At 69.0% G+C, this 23074-nt stretch carries 29 protein-coding genes and 1 tRNA gene; 18 read left to right on the top strand and 12 right to left on the bottom strand.

What is annotated here, in order from left to right; genetic code table 11:
* Positions 1–24 precede the first annotated feature (24 nt).
* The 3 genes from VME70_15125 to VME70_15115 all read left to right on the top strand — a co-directional run bounded on the left by VME70_15125 (position 25) and on the right by VME70_15115 (position 3054).
* Positions 25–942, top strand: a complete 918-nt coding sequence (locus VME70_15125) for an aldose 1-epimerase family protein (protein ID HTW21529.1) — start codon at positions 25–27, stop codon at positions 940–942.
* Positions 943–1008: 66 nt separating this feature from the next.
* Positions 1009–1392: an ATP-binding protein gene (locus VME70_15120; protein HTW21528.1), complete on the top strand. Its 384-nt coding sequence runs from the start codon at positions 1009–1011 to the stop codon at positions 1390–1392.
* Positions 1393–1422: 30 nt separating this feature from the next.
* Entirely contained in the window at positions 1423–3054 is a 1632-nt protein-coding gene (locus tag VME70_15115) for an AMP-binding protein (protein HTW21527.1), read from the top strand.
* Here VME70_15115 and VME70_15110 read toward each other — a convergent pair.
* The 3 genes from VME70_15110 to VME70_15100 are packed head-to-tail and all read right to left on the bottom strand — an operon-like array spanning position 3051 to position 5874.
* Positions 3051–3623 carry an isochorismatase family protein gene (locus tag VME70_15110; protein HTW21526.1) on the bottom strand — a complete coding sequence of 191 codons (573 nt, stop codon included), beginning with the start codon at positions 3621–3623 and terminating at the stop codon, positions 3051–3053. The genes VME70_15115 and VME70_15110 overlap by 4 nt on opposite strands.
* Positions 3608–4912 carry a nicotinate phosphoribosyltransferase gene (locus tag VME70_15105; GenBank protein HTW21525.1) on the bottom strand — a complete coding sequence of 435 codons (1305 nt, stop codon included), beginning with the start codon at positions 4910–4912 and terminating at the stop codon, positions 3608–3610. Before VME70_15105 ends, VME70_15110 begins: the two co-directional genes overlap by 16 nt.
* Positions 4909–5874: an EamA family transporter gene (locus VME70_15100; protein HTW21524.1), complete on the bottom strand. Its 966-nt coding sequence runs from the start codon at positions 5872–5874 to the stop codon at positions 4909–4911. Before VME70_15100 ends, VME70_15105 begins: the two co-directional genes overlap by 4 nt.
* Before the next feature lie 73 nt (positions 5875–5947).
* Between VME70_15100 and clpS the strand changes: the two genes are divergently transcribed.
* The 12 genes from clpS to VME70_15040 all read left to right on the top strand — a co-directional run bounded on the left by clpS (position 5948) and on the right by VME70_15040 (position 13542).
* On the top strand, positions 5948–6238 hold the full coding sequence (gene clpS / locus VME70_15095; GenBank protein HTW21523.1) for an ATP-dependent Clp protease adapter ClpS: 291 nt from the start codon (positions 5948–5950) through the stop codon (positions 6236–6238).
* 3 nt (positions 6239–6241) lie between these two features.
* Positions 6242–6859: a DUF2017 domain-containing protein gene (locus VME70_15090; protein HTW21522.1), complete on the top strand. Its 618-nt coding sequence runs from the start codon at positions 6242–6244 to the stop codon at positions 6857–6859.
* Positions 6860–6887: 28 nt separating this feature from the next.
* Positions 6888–7295 (top strand): M67 family metallopeptidase, encoded by a 408-nt coding sequence (locus tag VME70_15085; GenBank protein ID HTW21521.1) that lies wholly within the window; start codon positions 6888–6890, stop codon positions 7293–7295.
* A 55-nt stretch (positions 7296–7350) separates the two neighbouring features.
* A complete protein-coding gene (locus VME70_15080; GenBank protein ID HTW21520.1) occupies positions 7351–7626 on the top strand; it encodes a MoaD/ThiS family protein in 276 nt (91 codons plus the stop codon).
* Positions 7627–7636: 10 nt separating this feature from the next.
* Positions 7637–8587 (top strand): cysteine synthase, encoded by a 951-nt coding sequence (locus VME70_15075; protein ID HTW21519.1) that lies wholly within the window; start codon positions 7637–7639, stop codon positions 8585–8587.
* A 230-nt stretch (positions 8588–8817) separates the two neighbouring features.
* The gene (locus tag VME70_15070; GenBank protein ID HTW21518.1) at positions 8818–9192 is read left to right on the top strand and encodes a hypothetical protein; all 375 of its coding nucleotides are present in this window, start codon (positions 8818–8820) and stop codon (positions 9190–9192) included.
* Between the two features lie 71 nt (positions 9193–9263).
* Positions 9264–10088, top strand: coding sequence for a glutamate racemase (murI, locus tag VME70_15065; GenBank protein HTW21517.1), 825 nt, complete (start codon positions 9264–9266; stop codon positions 10086–10088).
* Positions 10085–10819 carry an MBL fold metallo-hydrolase gene (locus VME70_15060; protein HTW21516.1) on the top strand — a complete coding sequence of 245 codons (735 nt, stop codon included), beginning with the start codon at positions 10085–10087 and terminating at the stop codon, positions 10817–10819. The genes murI and VME70_15060 overlap by 4 nt, the downstream gene beginning before the upstream one ends.
* Positions 10820–10837: 18 nt before the next feature.
* Positions 10838–11575, top strand: coding sequence for a ribonuclease PH (gene rph / locus VME70_15055; GenBank protein HTW21515.1), 738 nt, complete (start codon positions 10838–10840; stop codon positions 11573–11575).
* Positions 11572–12198, top strand: a complete 627-nt coding sequence (gene rdgB / locus VME70_15050) for an RdgB/HAM1 family non-canonical purine NTP pyrophosphatase (protein ID HTW21514.1) — start codon at positions 11572–11574, stop codon at positions 12196–12198. Before rph ends, rdgB begins: the two co-directional genes overlap by 4 nt.
* Positions 12199–12211: 13 nt before the next feature.
* Positions 12212–12284, top strand: a tRNA-Leu gene (locus tag VME70_15045).
* Between the two features lie 34 nt (positions 12285–12318).
* Positions 12319–13542: an NAD(P)/FAD-dependent oxidoreductase gene (locus tag VME70_15040; protein ID HTW21513.1), complete on the top strand. Its 1224-nt coding sequence runs from the start codon at positions 12319–12321 to the stop codon at positions 13540–13542.
* Here the strand turns inward: VME70_15040 and VME70_15035 are convergent.
* From VME70_15035 to VME70_15015, 5 genes are all read right to left on the bottom strand, one after another.
* Complete coding sequence (locus VME70_15035; GenBank protein ID HTW21512.1) at positions 13514–14647, bottom strand: response regulator; 1134 nt, start codon at positions 14645–14647, stop codon at positions 13514–13516. The genes VME70_15040 and VME70_15035 overlap by 29 nt on opposite strands.
* Positions 14631–15008, bottom strand: coding sequence for a response regulator (locus tag VME70_15030; protein ID HTW21511.1), 378 nt, complete (start codon positions 15006–15008; stop codon positions 14631–14633). The genes VME70_15035 and VME70_15030 overlap by 17 nt, the downstream gene beginning before the upstream one ends.
* Complete coding sequence (locus VME70_15025; GenBank protein ID HTW21510.1) at positions 15005–16573, bottom strand: HAMP domain-containing sensor histidine kinase; 1569 nt, start codon at positions 16571–16573, stop codon at positions 15005–15007. Before VME70_15025 ends, VME70_15030 begins: the two co-directional genes overlap by 4 nt.
* A 75-nt stretch (positions 16574–16648) precedes the next feature.
* Positions 16649–17152: a nuclear transport factor 2 family protein gene (locus VME70_15020; protein ID HTW21509.1), complete on the bottom strand. Its 504-nt coding sequence runs from the start codon at positions 17150–17152 to the stop codon at positions 16649–16651.
* Positions 17153–17233: 81 nt separating this feature from the next.
* Positions 17234–17626, bottom strand: coding sequence for a response regulator (locus tag VME70_15015; GenBank protein HTW21508.1), 393 nt, complete (start codon positions 17624–17626; stop codon positions 17234–17236).
* A 68-nt stretch (positions 17627–17694) separates the two neighbouring features.
* Between VME70_15015 and VME70_15010 the strand changes: the two genes are divergently transcribed.
* Complete coding sequence (locus tag VME70_15010) at positions 17695–18363, top strand: response regulator transcription factor (protein ID HTW21507.1); 669 nt, start codon at positions 17695–17697, stop codon at positions 18361–18363.
* Here the strand turns inward: VME70_15010 and VME70_15005 are convergent.
* Together VME70_15005 and bcp are read right to left on the bottom strand one after the other, a co-directional pair.
* Positions 18360–19007 (bottom strand): ATP-binding protein, encoded by a 648-nt coding sequence (locus tag VME70_15005; protein HTW21506.1) that lies wholly within the window; start codon positions 19005–19007, stop codon positions 18360–18362. The genes VME70_15010 and VME70_15005 overlap by 4 nt on opposite strands.
* A 6-nt stretch (positions 19008–19013) precedes the next feature.
* Complete coding sequence (bcp, locus tag VME70_15000) at positions 19014–19493, bottom strand: thioredoxin-dependent thiol peroxidase (protein HTW21505.1); 480 nt, start codon at positions 19491–19493, stop codon at positions 19014–19016.
* A gap of 99 nt (positions 19494–19592) precedes the next feature.
* Here bcp and VME70_14995 point away from each other — a divergent pair, with 99 nt between their 5' ends.
* Both VME70_14995 and VME70_14990 read left to right on the top strand, forming a co-directional pair.
* Complete coding sequence (locus VME70_14995) at positions 19593–19835, top strand: DUF3618 domain-containing protein (protein HTW21504.1); 243 nt, start codon at positions 19593–19595, stop codon at positions 19833–19835.
* 56 nt (positions 19836–19891) lie between these two features.
* Positions 19892–20350, top strand: coding sequence for an Rrf2 family transcriptional regulator (locus VME70_14990; GenBank protein ID HTW21503.1), 459 nt, complete (start codon positions 19892–19894; stop codon positions 20348–20350).
* Between the two features lie 33 nt (positions 20351–20383).
* Here the strand turns inward: VME70_14990 and VME70_14985 are convergent, their stop codons facing one another.
* Together VME70_14985 and VME70_14980 are read right to left on the bottom strand one after the other, a co-directional pair.
* Entirely contained in the window at positions 20384–21427 is a 1044-nt protein-coding gene (locus tag VME70_14985; protein HTW21502.1) for a DUF3048 domain-containing protein, read from the bottom strand.
* Positions 21418–23007, bottom strand: coding sequence for an LCP family protein (locus VME70_14980; protein HTW21501.1), 1590 nt, complete (start codon positions 23005–23007; stop codon positions 21418–21420). The genes VME70_14985 and VME70_14980 overlap by 10 nt, the downstream gene beginning before the upstream one ends.
* Between the last annotated feature and the right edge of the window lie 67 nt (positions 23008–23074).

Here is a 23074-nt window from a genome sequence, read left to right as displayed (position 1 = left end):
GACCACAGCCAGAGGAGGCCGATCGTGCCGGTTGCACCGAGCGGGGAACAGATCGAGATCCGCTTCGGCGAGCAACGCGCCGTTGTCGTCACTGTCGGCGGCGGCCTGCGGGAGTACACCGTCGGAGGTGCCGCCGTGCTCGACGGGTACGCCGTCGACGCGATGGCTGACGGGGCGCGCTGCCAGACCCTGGTCCCGTGGCCGAATCGCGTACAGGACGGGAAGTGGACCTGGCACGGGGACGACCGGCAGCTCGCGCTGACCGAGCCCGAGCAGCACAACGCGATCCACGGCTTGGTCCGGTGGTCGGTCTGGCGGGTCGACCGGCACGACGAGGCGAGCGCCACCGTGGTGTGTACGTCGTACCCCCAGCCCGGCTACGCCTGGCCGATCGAGGTGCGCAACACCTGGACGCTCGGACCCGATGGGCTCGAGGCCGAGACGACGATCGTCAACCTCGGCGACTCACCGGCGCCCGTGGCCTGCGGGTTCCACCCCTACCTGACCGTCGGCACCGCGACCGTCGACGACGCGATCCTCACCATCCCCGGCAAGACCCGGATCCTCACCGGCGCCCAGCAGATACCGACCGGGCGAGAGTCCGTCGAGGGGACCGACTACGACTTCCGCTCGCCGCGCCGGATCGGCGACCTCGAGATCGACCACACCTATACGGACCTGCAGCGCGACGCCGACGGACGAGCCCGGCTGCGGCTGGCCGCTCCTGATGGTTCCCGGCAGGTCACGGCGTGGATCGACGAGGCGTTTGGCTACCTCGAGATCTACACCGGGCACACGCTGCCCGACCCGGCCCGCCGTCGCCAGGGGCTCGGTGTCGAACCCATGTCGGTGCCGCCCAGTGCCCTGGTCACCGGCGAGTCGCTCGTCGAATTGGGTCCGGAGGAGTCGTGGCAGGGACATTGGGGAATCAACCCGACCTAAACCCGCGAGAGCCTCTAACGGAGTGGGACCGGAAGCGACGGGATGAATCGCCGTACGATACCGGCCGTGCCGCACGAGGTTCGCCTGCCGCCACATCCGGCGAGCGTTGGCCGGGCCCGCCGTTTCGTGCTCGACGAGCTGAGGACGATGGGCATCGCCGACCCGAATGCCGCGGCCGAGCTCGTGGTGAGCGAGCTGGTCACGAACGCGGTGATGCACGCGGGTACGCCGATCACGGTCCGGGTCGAGCGGTGGGGTGCCGGCGCGCGGGTCGAGGTCGCCGACGGCAGCCACTCGATGCCTGGGTTGCGAGCGGTGTCGGTTGCGTCCAGCTCCGGTCGGGGGCTGACGCTGGTGGAGCATTTTGCCACGGCCTGGGGAGCGGACCGTACCGACGACGGCAAGGTCGTCTGGTTCCTCGTCGGCGACCCGGCGAAGGCGGCCGGCTGAACCCTGCCTCGAGGCAGGCAGACTGAACCCGTGGTGCTGAGCCGGGTCGGTGCGCTCGTGTCGGAAGCGGCCGGCGCCGCGCTCGCAACCGGACGGGTCGCGGTGCGCGTGGGGATCGGGCAGCCCCTGGTCCGCCCGGATCGGCTGCTGGGGATGGCCGGCGCACTGCGGCACTGGGGGATGAGTCCCGGTGCGGTCTGCGCGGTCAATGCGGCACGCGACCCGGGGCGCGTCGCGGTGATCGACGACCGGGAGCGGGTTACCTGGGCCGACCTCGACCGGCGCAGCACGGCGGTGGCGACTGCGCTGGCCGATCGCGGTGTCGTCGCCGGCGACGCGGTGGCGTTGCTGGCCAGGAACTCCGCCGCTTTCGTGGTCGCGCAGGCCGCGATCAGCAAGCTCGGCGCCGACATCCTCTACGCGAACACCGGGTTCGCGGCGCCGCAGCTCGGCGAGGTGCTGCAGCGCGAAGGCACGGTTGCCGTCGTCGCCGACGACGAGTTCGACCCGCTCCTCGACGAAGCGGTGCCCGACCTGCCCAGGTTGACGGCATGGGTCGAGGACGGCTCCGCACCCGACCTGAGCTTCGCCGCGGTCGACGCGACAACCGATCCGCCCGCGCTGCCCTCGCCCGGACGTGACAGCCGGCACGTCATCCTGACCAGTGGCACGACCGGCGCGCCACGCGGCGCGGCGCGCTCGGTGCCGGCGCCGCTCGCGGCCGTGGCCGCCGCGGTCTCGTTGCTCGATGCGATCCCGTATCGCCCCCGTCGCACCACCCTGCTGGCTGCGCCCGCCTTTCACGCCTGGGGACTGGGCAACCTGGTGGTCGCCTCGTTGCTGTCGTCGACGATCGTGATGAGCCGCCGTTTCGACCCCGCGCACACGCTCGACCTGGTGGCCGAGCACGGCGTCGACACTCTCGTCGGCGTACCGGTGATGTGCGAGCGGCTCCTCGACGTCGACCCAGCTCCCGCGACGCCCTCGCTGCGGGTCGCGGCGGTCTCCGGCTCCGCGCTTGCACCGACTTTGCCGGCGCGCTTCATGGATCGGTTCGGCGACGTCCTCTACAACCTGTACGGCTCGACGGAGGTGGCGTTCGTCAGCGTTGCCGGCCCGCACGACCTGCGGGTCGCGCCGACCAGTGCCGGCCGGGTGCTGCGCGGCGTCCGCGTCGCGCTGGTCGACGATGACGAGCAGCCGGTTGCTCCTGGGGAAGTCGGTCGCATCTTCGCCGGAAGCGGCCTGTCCTTCGAGGGCTACACCAGCGGCGAGGACAAGGTGCGGATCGGGTCGCTGGCGTCGATCGGCGACCTCGGCCATTTCGGATCGGACGGCCGGCTGTACGTCGAAGGCCGCGACGACGACATGGTGATCTCGGGTGGCGAGAACGTCTATCCGGCGGAGGTGGAGGAGCTGCTCCATCACCATCCGGCGGTCGCGGACGTCGCGGTCGTCGGGGTGACGGACGAGCGGTTCGGCCAGGCCCTGGTCGCCCACGTCGTTCGCCGTCGTGATGCCGACGTGCGGGCCGAGGAGCTCCGCCGGTACGTCCGCACGCACCTCGCGAACTACAAGGTTCCGCGCGAGGTTGTCTTTCACGACCGGCTGCCGAGAAACGAGACCGGAAAGGTCATCAAGCGCGAGCTGGCGCGCGGCTAAGCGGCGTGGTGGACCTCGCCGACCAGGGTGATCCCGGCATCGCGTAGCTGCGCCAGCGCGGCCTCGACCGTCCGTTCGGCCACGCCGGCGGTGTAGTCGAGCAGCACGGTGGTGGCGAAGCCTTCCCGGACTGCGTCGAGCGCGGTTGCCCGAACGCAGTGGTCGGTGGCGATGCCGACGATGTCGACCCGATCGACGTCACGCGCGCGCAACCAGTCCGCCAGCGACTCGCCGGCCCCATCGACGCCTTCGAAGCCGCTGTAGGCCGCTGCCCACTCGCCCTTGTCGAAGACCGCGTCGACCCGTTGGGGATCGAGGTTGGGGTGGAACTCCGCGCCCGGCGTGCCGATCTCGCAGTGCCGTGGCCAGGAGTCGACGAAGTCCGGAGTGCCCGAGAAGTGCCCGTCGGGATCACGGTGCGCGTCCCGGGTGGCGGCGACGACGGGGTAGTCGGTCTGCGCGAGCAGCGCGCTGATGCTGGCTGCGACCGCCGCTCCGCCCGCCACCGGGAGCGAGCCGCCTTCGCAGAAGTCGTTCTGTACGTCGACCACGATCAACGCCGTGACCACTGCCGCGCCTCCTCCATGAGGGTGTCGATCGCTGGCTCGCCGGGTGAGAGCTTCATCGCGTGTTCGGGTAGCTCGGCGATCGATGCCGCGCACCGCTCGCGCGCCGCGCTGAGGCGCACGTCCGCGACCGCCTCGCCGTCCCTGACCGCCGCGCACTGCAGCGGTCGACCGTGGCGCCCGCCCGCCATCGGGAGCGTTTTGACGAGCTCGGCGACTGCGATGCCGTTGTCGAGCTGCCGGGCCGCGTACTTGCGACCGCCATGGGTGGCCTTGCCGAGCGAGCGTTTCTCGACCGGGGTCCACTCACCGTCGTCGCGCCGGCGTGCGACCAGCTTGTAGACGAAGCCGGCGGTCGGGTTGCCGCTGCCCGTCACCAGCGAGGTGCCTACGCCGTACCCGTCGATCGGCGCCGAGGCCAGACCGGCGATCGCGTACTCGTCGAGGTCGCCGGTCACCACGATCCGCGTCTGGCCGGCTCCGAGCTCGTCGAGCAGTGTCCTCGCCATCCGGGCCTGGGTCGGCAGGTCGCCCGAGTCGAGCCGGATCGCTCCGAGGGTCGGCCCGGCGACCTCGATCGCGGTCCGGATCCCTTGAATCACGTCGTAGGTGTCGACCAGCAGGGTCGTGCCGCGCCCGAGCGCGTCGACCTGCGCCTGGAACGCCGTCCGCTCGTCGTCGTGCACCATCGTGAAGGCGTGCGCGGCGGTGCCGGCGGTCGGGATTCCCCAGCGCTGACCGGCCGCGAGGTTGGATGTCGTGGCAAAACCGGCGATGTAGGCCGCCCGGGCCGCCGCGACCGCCGCGATCTCATGAGTCCGCCGCGAGCCCATCTCGATACATGGCCGGCCACAGGCGGCGCCGATCATGCGGGCTGCCGCCGTGGCGACCGCGCTGTCGTGGTTGAGGATCGACAGCACGATCGTCTCGAGCACGACGCACTCGGCGAAGCCGCCTTCGACGGTGAGGACCGGCGAGCCGGGAAAGTAGACCTCGCCCTCGGCGTACGCGTCGATCGAGCCACCGAACCGGAACTCCGCCAGCCAGTCCCGGGTGCGGTCGTCGATGACCCGGCTTTCGGCCAGGTAGGCAAGCGAGTCCTGGTCGAAGCGGAACCGGGACAGGTCGTCGAGAAGACGGCCGAGCCCGGCGACCACCGCATAGCGGCGGCGTCCCGGAAGCGAGCGCGCAAAGACCTCGAACACGCAGCGCCGGTCGGCCTGGCCGCTGCGCAGCGCAGCGTCGACCATCGTCAGCTCGTACCGGTCGGTGAGCAGCGCGGAGGTGTTCACACGTGCACCTCATCAGGTGCCCGATCGCCGGCGTGCGGGAGGGGCTTCTGGATGCCGCGGGTGAGGGTCAGGATCACCCCGACGACGACCGCGCAGGTCGCGATGCCGGTGCGGATCGTGAACGGCTCGTCAAGGATCAGCGAGCCGAGAATGACGGCGACGACCGGGTTCACGAACGCGTACGTCGTGACGAGCGAGAGCTGGGCATTGCGGAGCAGCCAGACGTAGGCGCTGTAGGCGACCAGCGACCCGATGACCGTGAGGTAGGCGAACGCGAGCCACGCGTGGGCGGTGAGCTCGTCGGTGTGGAACTGCGCGAACTCGCCGAGCGCGGCGGCCGTGATGAGGCAGGCGATCCCGCCGCACAGCATCTCCATGCCGGTCGTGACCAGCGGACGGCGTGGCGTGGGGGCGTTGGTGGACCACACCGTTCCTGCCGCCCAGGAGAGGGCGGCGATGACGAGGATCAGGATGCCCGCTCCACTCGCGCGCCCGCTTCCGGTGCCGATGACCATCGCGCCGACGCCGGTGAAACCGAGGACGAGGCCGACGAAGTGCCGCCCGGTCATGCGCTCCCGGCCGATTGCTGCCGCGATCAACGCCGCCCAGATCGGGATGGTCGAGATCATGACTGCAGTGATGCCCGAGGGAACCTTGCGCTCGGCCAGCGTGACCAGGCCGTTGCCGCCGAACGGCAGCGCGATCCCGATGACGGCCGCGGCGTACCACTGCCGCCAACCCAATGGGTCGGGGGCGCCGTCTGCGGCCGGTCGCCGGGCCGTTGCCGCGATCATGACCACCCCGGCGAGCGTGAACCGGACACCGGCGAGCAGCAGGGGCGGCACGCCCTCGCCGTGGGTCGGATGGACGGCGACGCGGATCGCGAGGTAGGTCGAGCCCCAGATCAGGTAGATCGCGACGAGCGCAGCCCAGACCTTGCCCTGGTTGGAACTGCGCCCCATTTCTCGTGCAACTCCCTGCTTCGACGTAGATGTTCCCCTACCGCCGATCCGAGCGCGGTGCCACCATTGAGCCATGACTGCGCCCGCGATCGAGCGCACCCACAGCCCTGTCCCCGAGGATGACGTCGACGTCGAGCGTCCCTGGGTCGCGATCGTCTGGAACGATCCGATCAACCTGATGACCTACGTGACCTGGGTGTTCCAGAAGCTGTTCGGCTACAGCAAGGAGAAGGCGACCAAGCTCATGCTGGACGTCCACACCAAGGGCCGTGCGGTCGTCAGCTCCGGCAGCCGCGAGCAGGTCGAGCACGACGTCGAACGGCTGCACGCCGCGGGGCTGTGGGCCACCGTGGCGCAGGACTGACGGGTGAGCTCGGTCCGGCGTCGCGGCCGGCGGGTACGAATCAGCCTGACCCTCGACGAGATCGCCATCCTGCTCGACCTGTTCGGCCAGATCATCGTGCTGCTCGGCCACGGGGATCACCCCGGTGAGCACGCCGACGGCACGATGCCGGAGCCGGGAGAACGCGACGACGCGGACATCGATACCGAGCTGCTCGAGCGGCTGCTCGACACGCCGGCCGAAATCGAGCCACCGACCGACCCGGTGCTGCGCCGGCTGCTGCCGGACGGCTACCGCAACGACGACAACGCCGCCGGTGAGTTCCGCCGGCTCACCGAGGGCAGCCTGCGGGCGACCAAGCGCTCCGCCGTGCAGCGGGTGGTCGACGACCTCACGGCGGCCGTCGCCGGTAGCGACCACGACGGCGAGGTCCAGCTCGAGCTCAAGGCGACCGACGCGGAGGAGTGGCTGCCGGCGTTCACCGATCTGCGACTCGCCCTCGGCACCCGAATCGGAGTGACCGAGGACGTTGCCGACGAGCTGGCCACGGTGCCGCCGGGCACGGCCCGGCACGCAGAGCTCGAGACGTATGACTGGATCACGTGGCTGCAGAACGCGATCGTGCTCGCCGTACTGCGCTGAGCGGGTTGGGACGTCGTAGCCTCGCCACGTGCTTCGGATCAGCCGGGACCTGCACGACCAGATCGTCGAGCACGCCCGCCGCGACCATCCCGACGAGGCGTGCGGGGTGCTCGCCGGCCCGGCCGGGAGCGACCGGCCGGCGCGATTCGTCCCGATGATGAACGCCGAGCGCTCGCCGACCTTCTACCGCTTCGACTCCATGGAGCAGCTGCGGGTGTGGCGTGGCATGGACGAGCGCGACGAGGAGCCGGTGGTGATCTACCACTCCCACACCGCGACCGAGGCCCGGCCGTCGCGCACGGACATCAGCCTGGCGAGCGAGCCGACCGCGCACTACGTGCTGGTGTCCACGCGGGCGCCGGACGAGACCGAGTTCCGCAGCTTCCGGATCATCGACGGCGAGGTCACCGAGGAGCCGGTCGAGATCGTCGGCTGAGACCGTGCAGGGGCGGAATCGCCAGCCGGCGGACGGCGTTTGCGAAAATATGACTATGGCGATCGAAGTAGGCATCCCGACGATCCTGCGCACCTACACCGGCGGCGAGAAAGCCGTGGAGGGGTCCGGGCAGACGCTGGCTGACCTCTTCGTCGACCTCGACTCGCGCTACACCGGGCTGCGCGACCGCCTGGTGGGCACGGACGGCACACTCAACCGCTTCGTCAACGTGTACCTGAACGACGAGGACGTCCGCTTCCTCGGCGGTCCCGAGACGCCGCTGGCCGACGGCGACGTCGTCACGATCCTGCCTGCGGTCGCCGGCGGCTGATGTTGTCCTGATGGCTCGGTTCGACTCGCTCCTCGACTCCCTCGGCGGCACCCCGCTGGTCGGGCTGCCGCAACTCTCGCCGTCGCGCGAGGTCAGGCTGTGGGGCAAGCTCGAGGACCGCAACCCGACCGGCTCCGTGAAGGACCGTCCGGCGATTGCCATGGTCGAGCTGGCGGAGACCGCTGGTCGGCTCACGCCCGGCTGCACCGTGCTCGAGCCGACCAGCGGCAACACCGGAATCTCGCTCGCGATGGTCTGCAAGCTCAAGGGGTACCGGCTGATCTGCGTGATGCCCGAGAACACCTCGGTCGAGCGCCGGCAGCTGCTCGAGATGTACGGCGCGCAGATCATCACGTCGCCGGCCGCAGGCGGCTCAAACGAGGCGGTCGCGGTCGCGAAGAAGCTCGCCGCCGAGCATCCGGACTGGGTGATGCTCTACCAGTACGGCAACCCGGCCAACTCGCAGGCGCACTACGACACGACCGGCCCGGAGATCCTCGCCGACTGCCCGGAGATCACGCACTTCGTGGCGGGGCTTGGAACGACCGGCACCTTGATGGGGTGCGGCCGGTTCCTGCGCGAGCACGTGCCGGGCATCCGCATCGTCGCCGCCGAGCCGCGGTACGGCGAGCTCGTCTACGGCCTGCGCAACATCGACGAGGGCTTCGTGCCGGAGCTTTACGACCCCGACGTGCTCGACTCGCGTTTCTCGGTCGGCCCGGCAGACGCGTTGCGGCGCACCCGCCAGCTGATCGAGGAAGAAGGCATCTTCGCGGGGATCTCGACCGGCGCGATCCTGCACGCGGCGCTCGCCCAGGCCGACCGCGCCGTGAAGGCCGGCGAACGCGCGGACATCGTCTTCATCGTCGCCGACGGCGGCTGGAAGTACCTCAGCACCGGCGCCTACGACGGCACCATTGAGCAGGCCACCGAGAAGATCGAGGGCCAGCTCTGGGCCTGAGCCGGCAAATTGTCTTATTTCAGGTTTGCGGACTATTTGGCTAATTCGCTCCGCGCGCTCTACCGATACGCCTATTGCCAAAAGTATTGCCAGCTCTTGACCATTCCTGTTCGGCCGTGCTGGAATCCGTGTCGATTATTCCCAGACGGGCCAGGAGGTGGGTCGTGCGGCAATCATTTGGTTTGCGGGTCAGGCGGGCGTTAGGAAAATCCCTTGCGGCGGGAATATGCGTGGCTGCGGTGCTGGGTAGCGGCGCGGTTGCCGCTGCCTCGACGATCGGGCCGGGTGGGGGTGGTTGCAGCTGGACTGTTGCATCGGGCGGCTCGAACGACACCCAGGGTTGGGTCAAGATCAGCGAAAATACGTGTGGATATAAGTTCCGAGTTGCGATCAACTGCTACCAGTTCATCGAGGGGTCTAATGCGGAGCAAGGCAACTTCTTTGGCCCCGCAGTAAGCACCGGCACGAGCAAGGAGACCTGCGGCTGGGGCAATTTCTATGCACTGAGCTGGCAGATCAACCGTGAGTCGGGCGCCGGCTGGAAACCGGACCCGGTCAGCGCCGTGATGCTAACCGAAATGCCGATACCTGATTCGGGTTCGTAGCGGCTGCGTCGCGGTAAAGATTCGCTCGACGGAGCGGCTGGGCATCGCCGGGCACGGTCATGGGCTCGGCGATGCCCGGATGCAAGGATGGGTGTGTGGACGCGCCGATCGGGATCTTCGACAGCGGGGTCGGCGGGCTCACCGTCGCCCGGGCGGTCATCGACCAGCTGCCCGCCGAGTCGATCGTCTATGTCGGTGACACAGCCAACGGCCCGTACGGCCCGCGGCGGATCGCCGACGTGCGCGCGCTCGCGCTCGCCGTCCTCGACGACCTGGTCGACAACCACGGCGTGAAGCTGCTCGTGATCGCCTGCAACACGGCCAGCTCCGCGTGCCTGCGCGATGCGCGCGAGCGCTACTCGATTCCCGTGGTCGAGGTCATCCAGCCCGCCGTGCGCCGGGCGGTGGCCGTGACCAGAAACCAGCGGATCGGCGTCATCGGCACCGCGGCGACGATCACGAGCAAGGCTTACGACGACGCGTTCGCGGCGGCGACCCACGTGTCGCTGACCACTGCGGCGTGCCCGCAGTTCGTGGAGTACGTCGAACGCGGTGACACGCACAGCCCGGCCCTTTTGTCGGTCGCGGAGGACTACCTCGAACCGGTCGTTGCCGCCGGGGTCGACACGCTCGTGCTGGGCTGCACGCACTATCCGCTGCTCACCGGGGTGATCTCCTATGTCGTCGGGGATGCGGTAACCCTCGTGTCGAGCGCGGAGGAGACGGCCAAGGACGTCTACCGGGAGCTGGCCGGGTCGGTCGGCTTCCGCGACGAGTCGCTCCCGCCGCCGGAGCACCGTTTCCTCGCGACCGGAGACCCGGAACCGTTCGCCCGCCTCGGCCGGCGGTTTCTCGGTCCTGAAATCGGCGAGGTCGCCGCAGCGCTGCCGGCATGAGGCTCACCATCGTCGGGTGCTCGGGCACCTACCCGGGACCGGGCTCGCCGTGCTCGTCGTACCTCGTCGAGGAGGACGGCTTCCGGCTGGTGCTGGACATGGGCAACGGCTCGCTCGGCCCGCTGGACGAAGCGTGCGGGCTGCTCGAGCCGGACGCGGTCGTGATCAGCCATCTGCACGGCGACCACTACTTCGACCTGCTGACCTACACCTACGTGCGGCACTACCACCCGGCCGGATCGGCACCGGTGCTTCCGGTCTATGGGCCGAGCGGCCTGCCCGGCGTGATCGAGGATCCCGAGGACCCGGTCGAAGGGGTGTACGACGTACGCCCGATCGACTCGGAGCGGACGATTGACGTCGGACCGTTCGAGATCACGCTGCGGCGGATGAACCACAGTGTCGAGACCTACGGGATGCGGATCAGCGCCGGCGGACGGACCATCGCCTACAGCGCGGACACGGCGCCGTGTGATGCGCTGACCGACCTCGCCCGCGACGCGGATCTGATGCTGTGTGAGGCGTCGTTTCTCGACGGCGAGCACAACCCGCCCGGACTGCACATGACCGGCGGCGACGCCGGCGCGCACGCGACCCGGGCCGGCGCCGGTCGGCTCGTGCTCACCCATCTGGTGCCGTGGGGGGACGTCGACCGTACCCTCGCCGGGGCGACCGCGAGCTACAGCGGCGACATCGCGATCGCGCACTCGCTGGACCGATTCGAGATCTGACCGAGAGGCATCGCACCTGTGAGCGAACCCACTGCCACCCGTCCCGATGGCCGCGCGCCGGACGCTCTGCGCGAGGTCCGGATCACCCGGCGCTGGCTGGATCATGCGGAGGGCTCGGTGCTCGTCGAGTTCGGTCGGACCCGCGTGCTGTGCGCCGCGTCGGTGACCGAAGGCGTGCCGCGGTGGCGCAAGGGCAGCGGGCTCGGCTGGGTCACGGCGGAGTACGCGATGCTTCCACGCTCCACGCACACGCGCAGCGACCGCGAGTCGGTCAAGGGCCGGATCGGTGGCCGCACGCACGAGATCTCACGTTTGGTGGGCCGTTCGCTGCGCGCGGCGATCGACTACAAGGCTCTCGGCGAGAACACGATCGTCATCGACTGTGACGTCCTGCAAGCCGACGGTGGCACGCGTACGGCGGCGATCACGGGCGCCTATGTCGCGCTCGCCGACGCCGTGTCGTGGCTGCGCGCGCGCAACGCGCTGGCGGCCGGCGAGCCGCTCGTCTCGTCCGTCGCCGCAGTCAGTGTCGGCATCGTCGACGGGGTTCCCTGTCTCGACCTCTGCTACGACGAGGACGTCAAGGCAGAGACGGACATGAACGTCGTCTGCACCGGTGACGGCCGGTTCGTCGAGGTGCAGGGAACGGCCGAGGGGGCGCCGTTCGATCGGGACGAGCTCAACCGGTTGCTCGACCTCGCGGTCAAGGGCTGCGCCGAGCTGACCGCGCTGCAGGAGGCGGCGTTGCGGGAGTGACCGCCACGGTCGTCCTCGCGACGCGCAACAAGGGCAAGATCGAAGAGCTGCGCCGCATCCTCGACCCGTACGACGTCGAACTGCTCGGCCTCGACGCCTACCCGGACCTCGCCGACGTGGTCGAGACCGGCGCAACCTTCGCGGACAACGCACTGCTCAAGGCGCACGCCGCCTGCCGGGGCACCGGGCTGCCGTCGATCGCCGACGACAGCGGGCTCGCGGTCGATGCGCTGAACCAGATGCCCGGCGTACTGTCCGCGCGCTGGGCCGGCCGGCACGGCGACGACGTCGCGAACCTCGAGCTGGTCCTCGCCCAGATCTCCGACCTGCCCGACAGCCGCAGGGGAGCAGCATTCGTCTGCGCTGCTGCCGCCGCGATGCCGGACGGTCGCGACGTCGTCGTGGAAGGCCGGCTGGCCGGCCACCTCGCTCGCTCCCCGCGCGGGTCGAACGGGTTCGGCTACGACCCGATCTTCGTGCCGCTCGACGACGATCGGACGACCGCGGAGATGCCGCCCGAGGAGAAGGACGCGATCAGCCACCGGGGAAAGGCGTTCCGCGCGCTTGCCCCGCTGCTCGCCGGCCTGCTGGGAAGCGGAGAGTCGCGCGCGGCCCGAGCCTGACACCATGGACGGCGGGGTCGTAGCCCAATGGCAGAGGCACGTGCCTTAGGAGCACGCCAGTGCGGGTTCGAATCCCGCCGACCCCACGAGATGACCAGCGCGGACAGGAGTGAGACGCGAATGGCAGCGCAGCCGGTGCCGGAGGTCGACGTCGCCGTTGTCGGCGGCGGCCCGGCCGGGCTGGCGGCAGCGGCCGAGGCGGCGAAAGGCGGGCTGCGCGTCGTCGTCCTCGAGCGGGGGCACGCGATCGGTGAACCGGTCCGCACCAGCGGCGGCAGCTTCATCAAGCCGCTTCGTGCCTTGGGGGTGCCCGAGCGTTGCTACCACCCGATCCACCGGATCCGGGTGATCGGTCCGACGACCGAGGCGTTGAAGACCTACCGCAAGGCGGTCGGGTGCGTACTCGACGTCCGGGCGACCTATCAGTGGCTGGCCCAGCAGGCGATCGAGGCCGGCGCCGAGATCAGGTTGCGCGCGCACGTCGAGGGCCCGCTGCGCAACGGTAGGGTGCGCGGCGTCTCGGCTCGCGACCCGTTTCGCGGCCGCTACGACCTGACCTCGCACGTCGTCGTCGACGCGAGCGGGCACACCGGCTTCCTGGCTCGCGACACGGGGCTGCGCGCCGGGAACGAGCGCAGCGCGGTCGGCATGGAGCTCGAGCTGCACAGTCCGGCGTACGACCAGGACGAAGTTGTCTTCTGGCTCGGCGACGCCGTCGCGCCCGGTGGCTACGGCTGGGCGTTCCCCTGCGGTGACGGGCGGGTCCGCCTCGGCGTCGGGGTGGTGCGACCGGACAGCGACGCCGAGCCCAGAGTCCTGCTGGCCGGCCTCCGCGAGGAGTTCACCCGGCTGGTCGGTCCGACGGCCGGGTCCGGCCCGCTGGAGATGCACAGCGGGCTCATGCCGGTGCTCAAGCCGAACGCGACCCAGCTGGTCGCAGACGGCATCGTCGTCACCGGAGACGCCGCCGGACAGGGCTCGACGTTGCTCGGTGAAGGGATCCGCTACGCGATCCACGCCGGTCGAGGCGCGGGCCGGGCGATCGTGGGTGCCGGCGGCGACTACACCGCGCGCGGGATGGCGTCGTACCCGCGCGAGTGGCGGCGGATGAGCGGTCGCGACCTGCGAATTTCCTACGCCGTCAACGAGCGGATCTGCCGGTTCGGCGACGCGGACTGGGACCGGGTGATCCGCCGGATGGACAAGCTCACCTCGCGGCAGGCGGCGGCGGTGTTCGCCAGCTCGTTCAGCCCGATCTGGGCCCTGTCCGTGCTGTGGACCGACCCGTCACTCGTCCGCTCGGTCTGGCGGGCGCTCAGAACTCGCTCTGTCGCACCGCGGTGACGTTGAACGCCGCGACCGGTTGCTTGAAGCCCTTGAGCGTGAATGGTCCGACCGGTTCGGCGTCGACAGCGTCCTCCACCTCGGCGTAGAGCCGCTGCGTGATCAGGATCTGGCCACCGGTGGCCTCGTCGGCGAGTCGCGAGGCGAGGTTGGTGACGGTGCCGATCGCCGCGTAGTCCGATCGCCCCTCGAAGCCCACCTCTCCACAGGTTGCGTAGCCGAGCGCGAGCCCGGCGCCGAAGTCGAGGTCGTAGCCTCGCTTGTGCCAGCGCGTGGTCAGCTCGGCCATCGCCTCGCGTAGCGCGCAGCCCAGCGCTACGGCACGCAACGCGGCGTCCGGCATCTCGATCGGATCGTTGAAGAACAGCTGGACGCCGTCGCCTTCCAGGAAGCCGACGGTTGCGTCGAAGCGCTTCACGAGCAGGCCGATCTCGTGATGGAACTCGCGGAGCACCCGGGTCAGCTCCTCCGGTTCGACCGAGTCCACGAAGTGGGTCCACCCGCGGAGGTCGGCGAAGAACATCGCCACCTGCCGGCGGTGGCTTTGCAGGATCGACTCGTCGCCGGACGAAACGATCACCTCGGCCAGCTGTGGCGACAGGAACCTCCGCAGCCGGCGCAGCCGCTCGAGCTCCTCGACCTGTGCCTCGACGCGCTCGGCAAGGGTCTGGTTGAGCGCGGCAAGCTCGACCGCCTGGGCCTTGATCGTGTCGTGGTAGCGCTTGATCCGCAGCAGGGACCGGACGCGGGTCAGCAGCTCGTCGCGCTGGAACGGCTTGGGGATGAAGTCGTCGGCGCCCGCCTCGATGGCGTCGGTCTTCTCCCGCACCTCGCTCGACGTGACCATCACCACGGGCAGTACGGCAGTCCGCTCGGATGCACGAATCCGCCGGCACACTTCGTAGCCGTCAATCCCGGGCATCATCACGTCCAGCAGGACCAGGTCCGGCTGGTCGGACTCGACCAGCTCGAGGGCGCGGTGCCCATCAGCGGCACCGATCACGTCGTAGCCGCTGGGCGTGAGGACCGCCTCGAGCAACCGAACGTTGGCCGGAACGTCGTCGACGACGAGGATCTTGGCTTTCTGGTCACTGGTCACGTTCACAGAACTCCTGCACCGTCCGAAGGAGATCAAGGATGTCAACCGGCTTCGAGATGTAGCCGTCGAAGCCGGCCTCGAGAAAGCGTTCACGGTCGCCGTGCATCGCCTGCGCGGTCAGCGCGAGCACCGGGATCGAGGCGGTCCGGTCGTCGGCGCGCAGCCGGACGAGCGCTTCGACACCGGTGATGCCGGGCAGCTGCACGTCCATCAGCAGCAGCGAGGGGCGCTCGCTGCGTGCAAGGTCGATGGCCTCCTCGCCGGAGGTGGCTTCGATCGGGAGGTAGCCGCGGGCAGTCAGAACGTCGCGGATGAGCTTCATGTTCTTGTCGTTGTCCTCGACCACGAGGATCTGCTCGCCGGTCAAGACGTCACCTCCGCAACCGGCAGGGTGAACGCGAAGCGGCTGCCGTGACCGACCTCGCTTTCCAGCCAGATCCGGCCGCCGTGCAGCTCGACCAGCCGCTTCGACAGGGCCAGCCCGAGCCCGGTTCCCTCGCGTTGCTGAACGCCGACGTCGGTCTGTTGGAACTCCTCGAAGATCCGCTCCTGGTCCTCGGGGGCTACTCCTGGGCCCGTGTCGGTGACGGACACCTCCACCATGCCGTCCACCTGAGCCGACTCGAGGACCACGGATCCGCCGGCGGGAGTGAACTTGACGGCGTTGGAGAGCAGGTTGAACACGATCTGGCGGACCCGGCGTTCGTCGCCGTTCACGAGATCGACGTCGTCGGCGAGCTCGGTCGACAGGCGGATGCTGCTGTTCGTCGCCCGCTCGCGCACCATCGTGACCCCGTGCTGCAACGCCTCGTGCAGCGAGAACGCGGCGATGTCGAGGTGGATCTGGCCAGCTTCGACCTTCGACAGATCGAGTACGTCGTTGATCAGCGAGAGCAGATGGTTGCCCGAGGACAGGATGTCGTCGAGATACTCCTCCTGCTTGTCGTTGATGTCGCCGAACAGGCGTTCGCGAAGCACCTGCGAGAACCCGATGATCGCGTTCAACGGCGTTCGCAGCTCGTGCGACATGTTCGCGAGGAACTCGCTCTTGTGTCTGCTGGCGGACTCGAGCTCGCCGTAGAGCCGGCGAAGCTCGTCGTTCATGCGGTTGACGTTCGCGCTGAGTGAGCCCAGCTCATCGCGGTTCGGTACGTCGAGATGGCCGGTGAAGTCACCGGCCGCAATCTCGGCAAGGCGGGTCTCGGTACGCAGGATGGGTCCGATCAGCGACCACGAGATGATCAGTCCGAGCCCGAGCGCGAGCGCGACACTGACCCCGCCGACCGCGAGGAAGATGTTGCGCGAGGACAGGTACGCCCGGCGGTTGGCCGCGATGAGCGCGGTGGTCTGAGCGCTCGTTCGGTCGGCGAGCTCGCTGGTCAATGCGAACAGCGCGTTGTCGGCCGTGATGGCGTTGCTCAGCTCCGTTCGCACCTGTTGTCCGGACCGGCCGGCAGCGTCGAGTCTCGAGAGACCCGAGAGTGCCTGCGTGAACGCGTGATACTCATCGCGGATCTGCTGAATCGTCTGTTCATCCGCGGGGGACGGTACGAACCCGAACTGCGCCTCGGTGGTCGATGGTTCGAGCAGTGACAGCGCGAAGGCGATCGTGCCGTCGACGCGGTACCAACCGCGACCGCCGATTCCTGACGTCTTCGCGCCGGTCAGCGTGGCGAGGCCACGATCGGCGCTGCCGCGTTTGCCCAGCATCTGGCGAAGTTCGTTGGCCTGGGTCTCGAGGTCCTGGTAACGCTCCGATCGGACCTGCAATGCGCCGAGGCGGTGCACGCGCGCGTTCGACTGGCCGAGGAACCGCAGGCCGAGGACCCCGACGAGGACCAGCAGTGCCGCGATGATCAGGAAGGCGGCAAGGAGCTTGGTTCGCACATTCGCCGGCACGCCAGCGACCGCGCGGACGACCCGGTTGTCCATCGGGGGGTTCGTGCGGTTCTGTGATGGAGCCGGGGGTGAATCAATCGTCTCGATGGCCGTCATCGACCGGACCGGTCAACGACTGAGGGTCGGCGTCGAGGCGACCGACGACACGACCAGCCACTTGCCGTTGATCTTCTGCACGTCGTGGTCCACACCTACGACGTCGGTGACCTTGCCGGTCTTGACGTCGATGTAGTCGCACTCGAAGTACAGCGTTCCCTTGTCACCGTTCACCGTGGTGCGCATCTTGAACGATGGTGTGTCGGCAACCCAGTCGGTGGTCGGCTGGAAGGAGGTGTTGTACTCCTGAAAGAAGTTCCGGATCTGAGATTTGCCGGTGTAGGACTTGCCGCCGATGTTGAGCACTGCGCCCGGCGCGAACACGGTCATCATGAGGTTCACGTTGTGGGTGGATGCCGCCTCGTGCCAGGTTCGCTCGATCTGGTCGATCTGGTAGAGGTTGGCATCCTTCTGGATGAGCGCGTTCTGCGCGGTGCTCGCGCTCGACGTGCCGCATCCGGCGAGACCCGCGGTCACGGCGGCCGCGGCGGCGATACCTGCAAGCGTGCGCTTCATGGCTCCCCCTCTCTCCTGGGTGACTGCACCGGCAGCGTGGCACCGGTGACGAGGCGATTGAAAGGGGGCCAGCACCTGATTTCAGCTGAGGGCTGGCCCCGTGGTGCCCGCGATGTAGCCCCGCACCCGGTCCGGGAGCGCGAGAACGTCGAGGGGTTTCTCGACATATCCGGCGAATCCGGCACCGCGCCACGTGTCGCCGGCGTGGCTGAGCGGAATGGCGCTGACCGCCACCACCGGGATGCCCGCCGTACGCGGATCCTCGAGGAGCTTCTGTCGCGCGGTGAACCCGTCGAGATCGGGCAGTCGCAGGTCCATCAGCACAAGGTCCGGCTGCCGGTCGCGGGCGAGGGCCAGGCCATCCGTCGCCGTCAAGGCCGACATGGTCCGTAACCCGGCGGCTTCGAGCACGTCCCGGACCAGCTTCGAGTTCCGCTCGTTGTCGTCGATGACCAGGACCAGTTCCGCCGTCATGGCGGCATGGTTGTGCACCCGGCGCTTCTCGTCTAGTCGACGGACGTGCGGCCACCTATCGTTGGCGCGTGGCGATCCGGGTGGTGCTGGCCGACGACCACTACCTGGTACGCGAGGGCGTGCGGCGCCTGCTCGAGACGGAGGCCGACCTCGAGGTCGTGGCGGTCTGCGACGACCTCGACTCGTTGCTCGCAGCGGTCGATACCGTGCAACCCGATGTCGTGGTCACCGACATCCGGATGCCGCCGACCGGGCTCGACGAAGGCATCCAGGCGGCCGAACGGATCCGCGAGACGTACCCCTCGGTCGGTGTTGTCGTGCTCAGCCAGTACGCCGAACCCCGCTATGCCCTGGCGCTGCTCGAGAACGGCACCACGCGGCGCGCTTACCTCCTGAAGGAACGCGTCGACGACGTGGCGGAGTTGCTCGGCGCGATCCGCACCGTCGCCGAGGGCGGGTCGGTGATCGACCCGGCGGTCGTCGAGGCGCTCGTGGCCGACAAGGTCAGGGTGGCGGAGTCGCCACTGCACGAGCTGACTCCGCGCGAGCTGGACGTGCTGCGCGAAATGGCCGAAGGGAGCAACAACGCGGGTATTGCGGCCGCCCTGGTGCTCACCGAGCGGTCGGTGGAGAACGCGATCCATTCGATCTTCATGAAGCTCGGCCTCGCATGGGAACCGTCCGTGCACAAGCGGGTTAAGGCGGTTCTCGTCTACCTCACCGACGGCACGTCCTAGATCGGAACCGTCGCCTCGACCCGGGTTCCTTCTCCGGGCTGCGAGCGAATCGTCAGCTGCCCGTCGAGCGCCGCCATTCGGTCGCGCGCCGAGGACAGCCCGCCGGTGGGCGGGCGGTCGGCGGGGTCAAAGCCGTCGCCGTCGTCCGCAATCTCGATGCCGACCGCGCTCCCGGTCCGGTGGAGGCGGATCGTTGCGTGCGCGCTTGCACCAGCGTGGGCGGCAACGTTCTCCAGCGCCGCCCGGCCGCAGAAGTACAGGGCCAGCTCGACCTCCGCAGCCAGGCGGCCGACGCCGGCGTCTTCGACGCCGGCGGGGACGCCAACAGCGGCAGCGACCGCCGCCAGCGCATCGGGCAGCCCGCGCGCATCCAGCATCGCGGGGTAGATCTCCTCACCCAGCTGCTGAACCCGGCGCAGCGCGGCCCGCACCTCGTCGCCCATCTCGTCGAGCAACGTGCTTGCGGCGGCCGGGTCGGAGTCGGCCAGCCGCCGGGCCAGCTGGAGCTGAACCGACAGCGCAATCAGGTCCTGTTGCACGCCGTCGTGAAGAGCACGCTGGACCTGCCGGTTCGAAGCGTCCGCAGCGGCGAGACGCGCTCGCAACGCCGCCCGGCTCGCCGACTCCGCGCCCTCGTCATTCATTGCGACTCATGCGTGCTCGGGTGCGTCCATCCCGAGGTCCCGGAGCAGCTTCGCGACGTGGCCGGTCGCCTTCACGTTGTACCAGGCATGGACGATCCGTCCCTTGCCGTCGACCACGAAGGTCGACCGGATCACCCCGGTCACCTTCTTGCCGTACATCGTCTTCTCGCCCCATGCGCCGTACGCCGAGAGCGCGTCGCGATCCGGGTCGGACAGCAGGGGGAAGGTCAGGTCGTGCGTCTCCCGGAACTTGCGCAGCTTTGCCGGTTTGTCGGGGGAGATGCCGATGACGTCGTAGTCGGAGCCGGCCAGCAGCTTCAGGTTGTCGCGGAAGTCGCAGGCCTGCTTCGTGCAGCCGGGGGTCAGCGCGGCCGGATAGAAGTAGATGACCAGGTTATGGCCGCGGAACTCCTTGAGGGTCCGCTTCTCCTCGTCGGCGTCGAGCAGGCTGAAAGCCGGGGCAGGATCGCCAGGTGACAGTCGCATGGGACGTGACGTTACTTGCTTTGCACGACCGCGGCTTTGGGGCACCTCGGGCTGGCGACACTAGTCTGAACAGGAACGGATCGAGACGTTGGAGGAGCCGTGGCGCCGAGTCGGGACCCAGAGGTCATCGAGCACGACATCGAGCAGACCCGCGCGGAGCTTGCCGACACGATCGACGCGATCGCCGACCGGGTCAGCCCGAAGCGGTTCGCCTCGCGCAGCAGCGAGTTGTTCCGCCGTCAGGTCGACTCGTTGTCCTCGCGGCCGCCGGCCCAGCTCGCGGCCGTCGCCGGGGTCGTGATCGTGGTAGCCGCTTTCTTCCTCCGCCGTCGCAGCCGCTGAGGGTCAGGAACGCGGCGAACGCGATGAAAACCGCGTCCGTGCGGGAGACTGCCTAGGTGCGTATCTCTGCGAAGTCCGACTATGCGATCCGAGCGATGGCGGAGCTCGCCGTCGCCGGAGAGCACGGCTCGGCGGTCAAGGCCGAGCAGATCTCGACCGCGCAGGACATCCCGTTGAACTTCCTGCTCGGCATCTTGCGCGAGCTACGCAACTCGCATCTGGTGCGCAGCCAGCGCGGTCGCGACGGCGGCTATGTGCTCAGCCGGCCGGCCAGCCAGATCGCGCTCGCCGACGTCATCCGTGCGGTCGACGGCCCGCTGGCGAACGTCCGTGACCTCAGCCTCACCGAGCTGAGCTACCCGGGCGCCGCGGAGGCTCTGCGCGAGGTCTGGATGGCGGTCCGCGGCAGCTTGCGCGAAGTGCTGGAGAACGTCACGGTGGCCGACCTCGCGAGCGGCAAGCTGCCCCGAAACGTCAAGTCGCTGGCCGCGCGGCACCAGGCCGAGCGCACCTGACCTCTGCCCTTCGGCGGGCGTCTGACTCGATGCTCAGTGCCGGGACGGCTTGCCCGGTTTCGGCAGCAGCTCGATCCAGGTCCGGCCCGGCGCGAGCTTGATCACGTGGCCCTGGCTGTCGAGCAGCGTGAGCGGTGAGGTGATCTTCGGCCGCTTCCACGTGCCCTTCACCATCTTGCCGTTCCGCGCGACCCACACCGGGTTGCTGCCGACTGTGACGTCGAGCGGGACGGGGTTGCCGAGTACGTCGTGCAGACCGGTGCTGGCGATGTTGACGGACATGATCACGACGTTCGTCGCGCTGACCTGGTGACGGTTGGTCAGGATGTCCGCGGCGCCGTCCTGCGTGCGCAGCCAGGCGCCCTTCGACCAGGTCCAGATCGCGGTCGCGGCCGGCCAGGTGAGGTGGATCTGCCGCGCTCGCTTGGACAGCGGGTCGATCGGGCCGTAGCTGAACAGCGGCTTCGGCGCGGTCAGGTGTGGCCGTCGCTGCAGCCCTGCCTTGATCAACTGCTTGGTCGACGAGAACACGTTGTGCGGTGCAGGCCGCGAGAGGTTTCGCGTGAAGTACTGCGGGTCGTTGTCCTGCGAGATCAGCGCCGCGTCACCGTGCGCCTCGATCGGCGGCAGGTCCTTCGGGTTCGCTCCGGAGAACGCCAGGATGCTGCCGTGGAGCAGAGCCAGCAGGTTGGCATCCGTGATCCGGGCCGAGCGGATCGGGCCGATCAGCGGCGCCGAGTTGCACTGGAAGATCGCCATCAACCGGGTCAGCCCGCCCTCGACGAGCTCCTCGACGACGATGTCGGCGCGGTTGTCCCCGCCCTGCGGCAACGCCTCCGAGACGTTGTCGATCTTGACGGCGACCGCCGGCCCGGTGACCGACTCACCCTTCTTGATCGGCGCGCCGGTCAGTGGGCAGGTCGGCTTGGCGGCCGGCTGGCCCGAGGCACCCGCGGACGGCGAGCTCGAGGGCTGGGTCAGGTTGCCCGCGTTGTTGGAGCCGCTGCCGTTGCATCCGGCGACGGTGAGGAGCGCGACGACTGCGGCGACCGCGGGGAAGGCTCGTTTCAGCTGCATGGGTTCGACGCCCCTGTTCGGACCGACGGGATGTCGGTGGCGCTGGAGATCTTGACGTGCTTCACGCCGGAGAAGTTCGAGCCGACCAGCAGCTCGATCTTGTTGCCCAACGCGTTGTCCTCGCGAGCAATCGACCCGGGAACGGAGGCCACGACCGTCTTCTCGGACTCGGTCCGAGACGGGCCATAGAGCACGACCGTCTGGTCGGGGTTCGAACCCTTCGGTGCGTTGCCGGTCGAGCTGACGAGGAACCCGAGGCCGGACAGCGACTGCGCCGTGGACGCGGCGAGCCCGCTCTGGGCGGTCGCGTTCAGCACCTTCACCGCGATGTCCGACGGCGGGATGGTGAGCCGCATCGGCCTGGTGACGTTGGTGATCGGCTTGTCCTGGGTGAAGTCGTTGAACAGCCGCTTGGACAGCACCGGGTCCCACTTCACTGCCGAGCCGACCGGTGTCGCGAGAGCGGTGTTCGACAGCGGGACCGTCAGCAGGTTGACGTTCTTCGGTGACATCGAGTGCAGCGTCCGTGCCAGCCGGATGATCTGCGAGATGCCGAAACCCTTGTCGGTCGTGATCGAGCTCGCGACGCTCTTGAGGAACCCGTCGAGCTTCGGCAGGTTGAGCAGTACGCCGGCGCTCTCGGCCTTGTTCATCATGGCGGCCATGAACTTCTGCTGACGCTGGATCCGGCCGAGGTCGCCTTGCGCGGGATCGAACTCGCGGGCCCGCACGTACTCCAGCGCAGTCCGTCCGGTCAGATGGCTCGTGCCGGCGGGAAGGTTCAGCCCGCTGCCGACGTACCCGCCGGTTGCCGAGTCGTAGTGCACCGGGTCGTTGATCGGTTTGGCGTTGCAGATGTTCACTCCGCCCAGCGAGTTCACCATGTTGACGAAGCCGAGGAAGTTGATCTCGAGGTAGTGGTCGATCCGGACGTGGGTGTTGTACTCGACCGTCTGGATGGTCAGCTTCGGGCCACCGAGGGAGTACGCCGCGTTCAGCTTGTTCATCTGCGCCGGCACCAGGTGGCCATCCGAGCGGTGCGCCGGAATCGTCACGTAGGAGTCGCGTGGCAGGCTGACCATGTCCGCCTTGCCGCCGCCGGCAGGGATGTGCAGCAGGATCATGGTGTCGGAGCGCTGCCCGGCATCGTGGCCGACGTGCAGGTTCTTCTCCTGCGCCTTGGTCAGCCCGGCCCGGCTGTCGGAACCGACGATGAGGATGTTGAGGTCGCCGACCGCGCCGCCGCTCGGGCGTGGCCCGGACGGGAACGGGTTGATCTTGTGGATCTTGTCCAGGATCGACAACCCCATCAATGCGCCGACGCCGAAGACGAGGACAACCACCACGGCCGTCACGCCGGCGATCGTGGCGAGCAGGCGCTTGCGCGACCAGTCACGGATGCCGCGCAGGCCGCGGCGGCGGCCCGGCGGGCGCGGCGGCTTCGGCGGTCCGCCGGGCCGGCTGCGGGTCGGCGGGCGGCGCGGGTCGAGCTCCGGCGGAAGGGTGCGGGTCTGCGCCCCTGAGCCGTGCTCGGAGTCGCGCCCGGAGTCGTGCCAGGGCCCGTCGTGCGTTCCGCTCACTTGCTGGAACCTCCGACGATGGGGACATATGGGGCCGACCCGGAATCGATGCTAGGTGAGTGCGTCG

It is taken from the genome of Mycobacteriales bacterium (assembly GCA_035504215.1).
Classification (GTDB): Bacteria; Actinomycetota; Actinomycetes; order JAFAQI01; family JAFAQI01; genus DATAUK01.
The sequence above is the reverse complement of the archived record's forward strand: the minus strand, read 5'-3'. Positions and strand labels throughout refer to the sequence as shown.